Source organism: Gammaproteobacteria bacterium (assembly GCA_022340215.1).
Lineage (GTDB): Bacteria > Pseudomonadota > Gammaproteobacteria > JAJDOJ01 > JAJDOJ01 > JAJDOJ01.
In genome coordinates, this window is record JAJDOJ010000041.1 from 1 (window position 1) to 9,926 (window position 9,926).

General features: G+C 57.5%; 8 protein-coding genes. 2 read left to right on the plus strand and 6 right to left on the minus strand.

All coding sequences use genetic code 11. From position 1 onward, the window contains the following. On the minus strand, nt 1-1,583 hold a 1,583-nt coding region (locus LJE91_02690; protein ID MCG6867656.1), incomplete at its 3' end, for an arylsulfatase. 92 nt (nt 1,584-1,675) lie between these two features. Further along, nucleotides 1,676-1,867 (minus strand): hypothetical protein, encoded by a 192-nt coding sequence (locus tag LJE91_02695; protein MCG6867657.1) that lies wholly within the window; start codon nt 1,865-1,867, stop codon nt 1,676-1,678. A 208-nt stretch (nt 1,868-2,075) separates the two neighbouring features. On the opposite strand from LJE91_02695, the gene LJE91_02700 reads away from it, so the two are divergent. Both LJE91_02700 and LJE91_02705 read left to right on the plus strand, forming a co-directional pair. After that, on the plus strand, nt 2,076-4,091 hold the full coding sequence (locus LJE91_02700) for a hypothetical protein (GenBank protein MCG6867658.1): 2,016 nt from the start codon (nt 2,076-2,078) through the stop codon (nt 4,089-4,091). Nucleotides 4,092-4,419: 328 nt separating this feature from the next. Next, complete coding sequence (locus LJE91_02705; protein MCG6867659.1) at nt 4,420-5,328, plus strand: cyclase family protein; 909 nt, start codon at nt 4,420-4,422, stop codon at nt 5,326-5,328. 11 nt (nt 5,329-5,339) lie between these two features. Here the strand turns inward: LJE91_02705 and LJE91_02710 are convergent, their stop codons facing one another. From LJE91_02710 to LJE91_02725, 4 genes are all read right to left on the minus strand, one after another. Beyond that, complete coding sequence (locus LJE91_02710; protein MCG6867660.1) at nt 5,340-5,792, minus strand: hypothetical protein; 453 nt, start codon at nt 5,790-5,792, stop codon at nt 5,340-5,342. 84 nt (nt 5,793-5,876) lie between these two features. Further along, the gene (locus LJE91_02715) at nt 5,877-8,024 is read right to left on the minus strand and encodes a TonB-dependent receptor (protein MCG6867661.1); all 2,148 of its coding nucleotides are present in this window, start codon (nt 8,022-8,024) and stop codon (nt 5,877-5,879) included. Nucleotides 8,025-8,096: 72 nt separating this feature from the next. Beyond that, complete coding sequence (locus LJE91_02720; GenBank protein ID MCG6867662.1) at nt 8,097-8,696, minus strand: TetR family transcriptional regulator C-terminal domain-containing protein; 600 nt, start codon at nt 8,694-8,696, stop codon at nt 8,097-8,099. Nucleotides 8,697-8,745: 49 nt separating this feature from the next. Further along, nucleotides 8,746-9,926 (minus strand): LLM class flavin-dependent oxidoreductase (locus LJE91_02725; protein ID MCG6867663.1); only part of this gene is annotated, 1,181 nt, incomplete at its 5' end.

Sequence of the window (9,926 nt, forward strand, 5' to 3'; positions counted from 1 at the left end):
GTCTGCAGCGCCGGGAAGGTCCTGTAGGTCTCGAGTTCCTTCAGCCACAGCAGCTGTCCGATAGGCAGCAGGTTCCAGTCATAGATGAACGCGGTGCTCGGGGCTGCCAGGGCGCCGCCGTAACCGAGCAGGGTACCTTCAGCTGACGCAACCGATCTTTCGAAGGGATCACGCTTGAGGTTGTTGATCTGGGTCCAGTGATACGAGCTTGCATCATTGAACGCTTCCAGCGCATTGGAAGAAACCATGGTGTAGTAGAACTTCCAGTTCTTGTAGCGCACCGCCGAAGGTTGTGCACCGGTGTAGTAGAAGAAGGTGTCGCGTGCCGAATCGGCCTTGCCCTCGAGATAGTCCCGCTGGTCGAAACCGTCCAGCGTGGTCTTGACGATGCCGGGGTACTTGCCGGCCTCAATCCGCTTCTTCAGGCCGTCACCCGAAGGTCCGCCGGCGATATTGACCAGCGTTGGCACCCAGTCCAGAGAGGAAAATATCTGGTCGGGGTTTGTGCCAGCTTCGACGTGCCCGGGCCAGCGAACGAGCATCGGTGCCCGCATACCGCCTTCCCAGGTGGTCAGCTTGCCACCCCTGAAAGGCGTGATCCCGCCGTCGGGGTAGGTGATGGACTCGGCGCCGTTATCGGTGGTGAAGACGATGATGGTGTTGTCCATCTCGCCCATTTCTTCGAGCTTTTTGAACACGTAGCCGATGTTGTCGTCCATCTGCTTCATGCCGGCTTCGTTGATGCCCCAGTCTTTGCCGCCTTTCTCACCCAGCATGTCCAAGTACTTTTCTGAAAGCATGGTGGTGACATGCATGCGTGCCGGGTTGTACCAGACGAAGAACGGCTTGTCGGTCTTGTCGGGGTCGTTGCGGTCGAGGAAGTCGATGACCTGCGTGGAGATTTCCTCATCAATGGTCTTGGAGCGTTCCAGTGTCAGCGGCCCCATGTCCTTGCAGCTCTGGTTTTTCTCGCTGCCGTCCTTGGAGGTGCAATGAAGAACCGGCCGCGGTGGGAACATGCAGAGCCCATCTTCCGGATCAATGGCGCCGGGGACTTCTTTGAGGCCCTTGACCGGGGTGTTCTTACACGGTGGAACTACCGCCTGATCGGTCGGGGAGCTGTTGATATCCGGGAAGCTCACCCCCTGCATCGCGTCGAGGTGATACAGATAGCCCCAGAATTCCTGGAAGCCGTGTGCAGTCGGCAGCGACGCTGATTTATCACCCAAGTGGTTCTTGCCGAATTCGCCGGTGTTGTAGCCGAGGTCCAGCAGGAATTTGGCTATCGCAGGCGTGCCCGGCAACAGCGAACTGGTGGCACCCGGAAGCTGCGGCATGACCATGCCCGCGCGCAACGGATGCATACCGGTGGAGAAGGCGGTGCGGCCGGCCGTGCAGCTCTGCTCGGCATAATAGGTCATGAATCTTGCGCCTTCTTTCGCCAGGCGGTCGATGTTGGGCGTTTCCCCTACCATCAGGCCCTGATGGTAGGCACCCACGTTCATGATGCCGATGTCATCGCCCATGATGAACAGGATGTTCGGTTGTTTCTGCTCTGCGGCCTGAGCGTATGCCGGGGCCATTGTCCCGATGGCAGCCGCTCCCAGCGCGATCGCGGTCGCGCAGAGCGCTCCGGCGCGTTGCGCGAAGGATCTGCCTCGTCTTTTCTGTCGCATCATTTGTGCTCCTGCTGATTTTCAGTCATGTAGATTTTCCCGTTTTCGACTTTCGTCATCCCTAACGCCAAAGCGGCGTCCAGACGTGCCTCTATTTCGGCTCCGATTTCGTCTGCGAGCTGGCGGTATTCCATCGCCCGGTCAGTGTGTTTCTTGACACACTGCCAGTGTCGAAGCGCTTTCACCGCCACCTCGTAGTCCTCACAGACGCCGCGGAATGCCGCTTCCCGAGAACAGAGCCTGCGGATCTCCAGCTGTCGCTTCGGAAACCGTTCCTCTAAGGCAGATAGGCTAGTCAGCGAACACCCCCCACGCTCAACAGCAAGCCTCTCGCCCGCGAGAGACGTTATCGTAGCATGGGATTAGGCCACGAGAAGCCGTGTGACGGGAGGTGCGAACATGTTCGCACCTCGCTCTTTCTTCAGATTTTCAGGAGCGACGAGACAGGGTGCCCGCGCCCTGGCCCGTACCAAGCCCTATGTAAATTCCCGTGCTTCAGCATTCCAATACCTCGTGTATGCTGAGCAGGATCAATTTTCGGATTCCGTAGTGGTCAATCCTCAAGGTTCAGAAGTCAGCGCCCGCAGTCTCGGCACGGCGTCTTCGCTGTCTTCACCCTCTCCGGAGGATGTCAGAGCGCAGTTGGAGCGGATGCTTGAGGGTGGGTCCTTTCGCGCCAGCCAGCGCAGGCGGGCGATGCTGCAATTCATCGTTGACGAAACGCTGGCCGGTCGCGGCGACAGGCTGAAGGGCGTCACATTGGCCCTCTCCGTCTTCGGGCGGGACGAAACCTTTGATCAGCGGTCCGATCCGGTTGTGCGCCTGGAAGCACGGCGGCTGCGCACTGATCTCGACAGCTACTATGTCGACGCCGGCAGCGAGGATCCCGTTCGCATCACCATTCCCAAGGGTGGCTACGTCCCGCATTTCGCCTGGCAGAATCAGCACGTGGACGCGTCAGCGCCGCCATCCGAGCCAGATCCGCAAGACCTGGTACCCCCGTCGAGGGACGCGACTGCGACGCCTTCGCCCGATGCTGAGACCGCCGGCAAACGCCGCCGCGGACGTCTGGCAGTGGCCGTGGCGCTTCTTGCGCTCGGCGGTCTGGCGGCGTTCAGTGCGCTCGTTGTCGGGCTGCGCGGCTCGGAATCGGATGTAGCGGAAGCAGGCGTGCCTGCAATAGTGGTCCTGCCGTTCGAGGCGTATGGAGACTCCGAGGACATTGGGCTGATCGCCTCCGGCGTGACCGAGGAACTGATCGCGAATCTCATGCTTTTTCAGGATTTCCGGCTCTACGCGACGACGACCAGCTTTCGTCTCGATGCGGGTGTCGACCCGGAAATCCTGAAGCGCGACCTGGGGGTTTCGTTCATTGTGACGGGCGTCATGCAACTGCAGAACGGTCGGGTGCAGCTCCACGCCCGTCTGATTGACACGGAATCTGGCCAAGTTCACTGGAGTGGCAGCTATTCAGAAGCGCTCACACCGGGGAATCTGTTCGGCGTCCAACGCGATCTGGCGGTAGCGATCTCAACCGAACTCGGCCAGCCTTACGGCGCCGTAAACGAGGCCATCAATCGGCGCATGATCCCCGGCAGCAGGCCCAGCATGCCGAGCTACACCTGTGTGCTGCGCGCCTATGATTACCGGCGGAGCTTCGATGACGCGCTCTTTGCGCCCGCTTTTGCCTGCCTGAAGCAGGCGGTCGTGCGTGATCCCGAGTATGCCGACGCCTGGGCGATGCTCGGCTGGCTGCACCTCGACGCGGCGCGGCAGGGCATCGCGCCGGAGGCTGAGCACCCGGCGGAGATGAGCGCGGCGTTCGATGCAGCCTCTCACGCCGTCGAGCTCGAGCCCCGCAATCCGCGGACGCTGGCGGCGCTCTCTGTTGTCATGTTCCACCGGGGTGACTACGCCGCATCAGAGAATCTGCAACGCGAGGTGTTGGCGCTGAACCCGTACGATCCGGACACCCTCGCCCAGCTCGGCTGGCGGCTGGCGGTGCGCGGCAACCGGGAGGGTCTCGAATATCTGCAGCAGGCAATAGCGCGCAGCGCCAATCCGCTGGACTGGTATTACCATATGATTGCCGTCTACGCCTATCTCGATGGCGACTACGCGCGCGCCCTTGCGGCGGCTGAGAAATCCTCGACGTCCGGCTCATCCCTGGGTCTGTCATTCGCCGCGATGAGCTACGCCAAGCTTGGCGACATGGAGGCAGCGCACGACGCGCTTACTGCCATGGCAGAGTCATGGCCGCTGATGGGGCGCGATCCCGCCGCCGCCTACCGCGTGTATCACACCGACGAGTTGATTGTCGAGGCGCTGGTCGAGGGGTTGCGTGCGGCCGGGTGGACTCCACCGGCGGAGGCGTCGCTGAGCGGTCCTTCCACTGGGAATTCCGCTCGACATTGACGGCAATGTAACAGGCAACCCGGAAACGCCGCGCTCGTACCCTTCGAGATTCTCGAAACATTGCGACGGATTGTCAGCGCTATCACCTGTTCTGGTGCGGGTTTGATTTTTTTGGCGGTACTGTTGCAGGCGCCTGGTCAGGAACGCATCACCAGTTAATGCGGCTGTACTCAGCAACGCCGTGATTCGCGCTCGGTCATAGTCTACCCGGCGCTCACGCGGTAAAATCTCAGTGCTTGTTGCCCGGACTGCCAGCTCACGCCGGTCAGCAAAGTTTTCGCAAACCACAGAGAAAATGTTGATGGACACTGATTGGACACCGACTCGGATGCGTGAAGTATTCGAAAGCGTCAAGAACTGGGGAAGATGGGGAGACGACGATGAGCATGGTGCCCTGAATCTCATCACCGACGCGAAACGCCGCGAAGCTGCAGCAGCGGTCCGGATTGGCGAAGTGGTCAGCTGCGCAAGGGAACTGGCGGTACAGCCCACTGTGGAGAATCCGAATCCGGCATTGCATATGATGATCCAGGGTGGGGACGATTGTGTCATTCCTGGAGTTGGTCTAGAGGCGGCAATGGATTTTGTCGGTGTTGCCTTCCACGGCATGGCTACTACGCACATTGACGCACTCTGCCACGTTTTTGTTGACGGTCTGATGTACAACGGATTTGCTGCAACGGAGGTAAAAAGTACCGGGGCTCGACACGGCAGCATCATGTGCACGAGCGAAGGCATCAGCTCCCGTGGGGTGCTGCTGGATATCCCGCGATTGCTTGGCGTCGAGTGGATTGAAGCCAGCACCGCAATTACCGTGGCTCATCTCGAAGCCGCAGAGAAGTCACAAGGGGTCAAGGTGGAAGAGGGAGACATTCTCCTCGTATCTGCAGGACGCGACGCACGCCGCGAGAAACAGGGGCCCTGGGATCCTCTGACTGACGGACTCGCGGGAATGCATCCTGAGTGTGTTGAGTGGATCCATCAGCGAGGCGTCGCTGTACTTGGCAGCGATGGTGTATCCGATGCGTTGCCGAATATTGATATCGAGGGTTGGGGGATGCCTATACATCAGTGCGCGTTGGTCGCGATGGGTGTGCACCTGCTCGACAACCTGCGGCTCGATCGTCTCTCGCAAGCCTGCGCGAAGCACAACCAGTGGTCGTTTCTGTTTACCGTGGCACCGCTTCGGATAGAAAGAGCGACGGGCTCACCGGTGAACCCCATCGCTATGTTGTGAAACGAGGTATCTCAGTCAGATAGTTTTTCCAGGCCATCTGTCCTGCTGCCCAGTTGGCCCGGGAAGTACTCGATCAACTCGACAATATGGCCGTCAGGGTCTGCGAAACACACGACCCCCTGAACTCCAATAACTGGATCCGGATCACGCAACGGCTGGGTTGGTTTCAGGCCGCGCGCGATCAGATCCCGGGTTGCGTCCGCGATGTTGTGAGTCAGCAACGCCATCACCCGCGGAAACCGTTGTCCTTCCGGTCGTCCCGAATCGGGGTTCTGCCACTTTGGATTTACCCACTCGATCAGATCGATGCGCGTCTGCAATTCATCATCCGCAGGTAGTACAAGCTGAACGGCTCGACCCTGTACACCGGATCCCATGTTGAAGTTCTTGCCGACGTAGTCGGGCCACTTCACATCGCGGTTGTCTTTGGCGACTTCGAAGCCGAAATAGGCGTAAAACGCCATCGACTGTTCGACGTTGCTGCAGGGTAGAACGAAGTGAAAGATTGATCGTACATGCCAGTCATCCATTGCAATAATCTCCAGTGATCACCCGCCAGTCCGCCAGCCTACCCTTACACCATATGTCCGCGGTGGATAGTAAGAAACGAAGCTGTTATCGCCAGTAGAAAGGCCGTCCGATACTGTCAGGTTGCGCAGGTTCTTTTCATCCGTAAGGTTTTTGACGTAGGCATCGACCACCCAGCGGTCGGCAGGGCTGGTCCACATCAGGCGTGCATCTGCTGTGAAGAATGAATCTGCTTCGTGCCTTGCGATGTTCTGCACGCGGTAGTAGACCTTGTCCTGCCAGTAGTAGTCGGCACGTGCCGTCACCACCCCATTCTTACCCAGACTCCAATCGTACTGAGCAAATAGCTGGGTCGTGTATTTCGGAGCCCTGTTCAGTGTTTCCCCGGACAGATCTATAGTCGGCGTGAACTGGTAATCATCGAACTCGGCGGAAAGCCAGGTAGCGTTTACACCAATCGAAAGGTCATCGACCGGGAGAATCAGGAACTCAAGCTCCACACCCTTGATAGTGGCCTTTGCGGCGTTGTCGGTTGTGAATGACGTGAACTCGAGGAAGTTGACCTGCAGGTCCTTGTACTTGTCGTAGAAAGCCGCAACGTTCAATTGCGCCCGGCCTTCCCAGAACTGGCTCTTCACACCAGATTCGATTGCATCCATCTTCTCGGGATCGTAGTTGTCAAACTGGCCAAGAGAGTATCCACCACCTTTGTAGCCGTGTGACAAAGTGATGTACGCCATGATGTCATCCCGGAAGAAATAGTTGAAATCCACCTGCCCCGTGTACTGATCCCAGGAGTCGGAATCCTTCCCGCTAAGATCTACTCCGAACGCCGGAATCTGCTGATATTCATCGATCTTTTTCTCGTCGCTGGTATAGCGCAAACCTGCGGATACCTTGAACGGGTGACCACCGTCGCGGAAGTCATAGCCCAGTTGGCCGAACGCCGCATAGGATTCAGAGTCGAGACTGCCACCGTTGTAGAAGGTAAAACCGAAAGGTGAGACATCATCGAAAAGATAGTCGCTGTCCAGGTTCTCATTGAAATAGAACACACCGGCAAGCCATTCCCACGGCCCTTCACCTGCAGAAAGAATGCGGATTTCCTGTGTGAACTGGTTCGTATCCATCGACCAGGTCTGATACTGGATGGGATTGCTCGACTGGTCGATGTCCGCGTTCTGATACCAGTTGTTGTTGACGTATCCGGAAACTGCCACAAGCGTCGCGGGGCCAAGCGCACCAAGCTCCAGATCCCAGGTCAGACGGGCCGAAAGAAAGGTGTTTTTCAGTTGCAGCTTTTCGTGATAATCCTTCGCTACTTTATGAGGATCTGAAGGGTTCGGAATGGCGCCCGCATAGACAGGGATTGAATCGAAGGGTTCACGACGTTTCTGGCTCTGATTGCCATAATTCTGAAAGCGCTGTGCAGTCAGCACCAGATCAGCGCTGTCACCCAGATCGAACTTGAGTTTGCCTCTGATTGAAGAATAATCAGTGACATCGCCGGTATGCTGGCTGTTGTACAGATTGTCCTGATAGCCATCGTTCTGTTGATCGATGGCAGCGATGCGCCCGGAGATTCCGTCGGTGATTTTGCCGTTGACGACACCGCGAACCCTGACGTCGTCGTAGTTGCCAGCGGTGACGTCCATCAACGCTTCAAATTCTTCGCTCGGGTCCTGGGTTATGACATTTATCGAGCCACCGGTTGTATTGCGACCATAGAGAGTCCCCTGTGGCCCTCTTAGTACTTCCACCCGCTCCATATCCCACAAATCGCCAGGCATGGAGGATGGCTGGCCGATATAGACGCCATCAATGTGGTACGACACCCCGGGATCGAATCCCGCCACAAGCTGATCCGAGCCTATGCCGCGAATGTACGCGTAGGTTACCGGCGACTGCGAGTTCGGGCTGACGATGAGATTGGGTACCGAGAACTGAAGGTCGCTGATGTCGTTAATGCCGCGTATTGCGAGTTCTTCACTGTCATAAGCCGTTAACGCAATGGGCGTGTCCTGAGCGTTGCTTGTGCGTTTTTCGGCGGTGACGATAACTTCTTCGATAACACCGCCTGATTGCGCGGACCAGGCTGTTTGCGTCATCCCAAGAGTGATTACAGAAATAATAACGTGCGCGAAGCCGATATTGGTACCGTACGACATCTGACTCTCCCCATCAGTGGCGAACTAATTATAACGCTCGTTATATGATGAGGCTGGTCTCTGCGTCAAGTCCTACGAGGGTGCTCCGTAAATACGATCGAGATACCGGTCAAGTAAAATCATGAGCTGACGGGATGACATTCGACGGGACGACATGAGGTGCTGCACACCCAGTCCATCTATGAAAGCGATGAGTCCCTGAACCTCGGCGGATATATCGATTTGCGGAGGCAGTTCTCCGAGTTCTACGGATTGCAGAAACGGCTGTTCCAGGCGTTTGGTCCATTCCCGATATCGCCGTTTTTCTTCGGCCCGCATATCCTGATTCGACTCGGAGTGGTACCACATCGCCAGCCATAGTCGCCAGTTTGCACTGCGCCGCTTATCCAGAGGCAACGCCTCCACCAGCACCTGATGTAGTGCGGCTCTGCCACTGCAGGCCTGATTCGCAGCGTTCATGCGCTCTCGAACCTGCTCTCCTGAATATTCCAGGGCAAGTCGAATGAGTTCGTCCTTATCGCCGAAATAGTGGACGAGCGCTCCCGTCGTGAAACCAGCGCGTTTCGCTACGGCACGAACCGTTGTGCCGGCCAGTCCTTCCTCACGGATTGTTTCGTATGCAGCTTTGATGAATTCCCGACGACGTTTTTCGTGGTCGACTACTTTGGGCACAGATCATTACCTCCAGTCAGGCTGGATCCGCGCATGGAACCGCACTCAGCTAGCTGAAGTGCGGTATCAGATCACGGCCAGCTCGCCGCATACTACTCAAAACCTGTTCATGCGGCACTTCACCCATCTGCATGAGACACATCAGGCGGTCCACACCAATCTCCTGGAACTTCTCCATCTTCTGTCGGCAGGTTGCCACATCGCCGATAATCACGGAATCGAGATTCTCGATGACCGAGAAAATCTCCTCGTTGGAAATCTCTTCACCGGCAAATTCACGTTTCATAAGCTCCACGACCGGATTGGGATCGCTCAGGTCTGTTGTGTCCGGCACTTCTGCAGCGCTGAGGGCAACAGTTGCGCCATGAGAACGTGGGTCCGTGTTGCCTCGAATTGCGGCGTAGAAAATGTCACGAGGCACATTGAATACGCGTGGCGCTGAACTGACATACCACAAAGCGGAGCGCGGCGCGCCGCTGTCGATGGCGGCACGGGTGGAGTCAGCCACGTGCACGAACGTGAAAACACCCACTGAATTGTTTATTGACTGAGCAGGCAGGTCACAGCTGGCAATGGCGTTTCGATACCCCGTTATCATCGTATTCAGGGTATCTACAGGGGCGAACAGCGTGGTGCCGAGTACACCAACCCCCATTTTGCCGGCTCGTTCAAAGGATGGAGGGCTCGAACAGGTATGCCAAAGCGGTGGATGTGGCTGTTGTACAGGCTTCGGTTGAACATCGCGATCTTCAACATTCCAACGACTTCCCTCCCAGGCAAACGGTACATCGCGCCAGGCCCGCGGCAACAACCGCGTGAGCTCAGCGAGATCTTCCCCGGCCTGGTCTTCGGAAACGTTGAAAGTCTGCCACTCCTTCCCACCCGATTTGGCGAGGCCGACTTCCAGTCGACCGCCGCTGAGGTGATCCAGCACGGCGCAGCGTTCAGCGGCGCGCAGAGGGTGATTAATTTCGAACGGAGCGAGGATTCCGGCATGACCAATTCGTAAACGCCTGGTGTTGGCGGCCACGGCCTGCAGCATCAGTTCAGGACAGGAGCTGTAGCTGAAGTCTGGTGTGCAGTGATGCTCAACTTCCCACCAGCAATCGAACCCCGCTTGATCCGCGACGCGGGCCTGCTCAAGGGTCTCATCGAGCAGTTGGGCGAAGCCGCCATCAGCATCACAAGCACGCTTCTGAATTTCAGTGAAGATATCCAGCTTCATTACAT

Coding starts and splice junctions, on each gene's coding strand:
- LJE91_02715 (MCG6867661.1), bottom strand. CDS start 8,024: ATGTCGTACGGTACCAATATCGGCTTCGCGCACGTTATTATTTCTGTA.
- LJE91_02705 (MCG6867659.1), top strand. CDS start 4,420: ATGCGTGAAGTATTCGAAAGCGTCAAGAACTGGGGAAGATGGGGAGAC.
- LJE91_02710 (MCG6867660.1), bottom strand. CDS start 5,792: ATGGCGTTTTACGCCTATTTCGGCTTCGAAGTCGCCAAAGACAACCGC.
- LJE91_02700 (MCG6867658.1), top strand. CDS start 2,076: ATGTTCGCACCTCGCTCTTTCTTCAGATTTTCAGGAGCGACGAGACAG.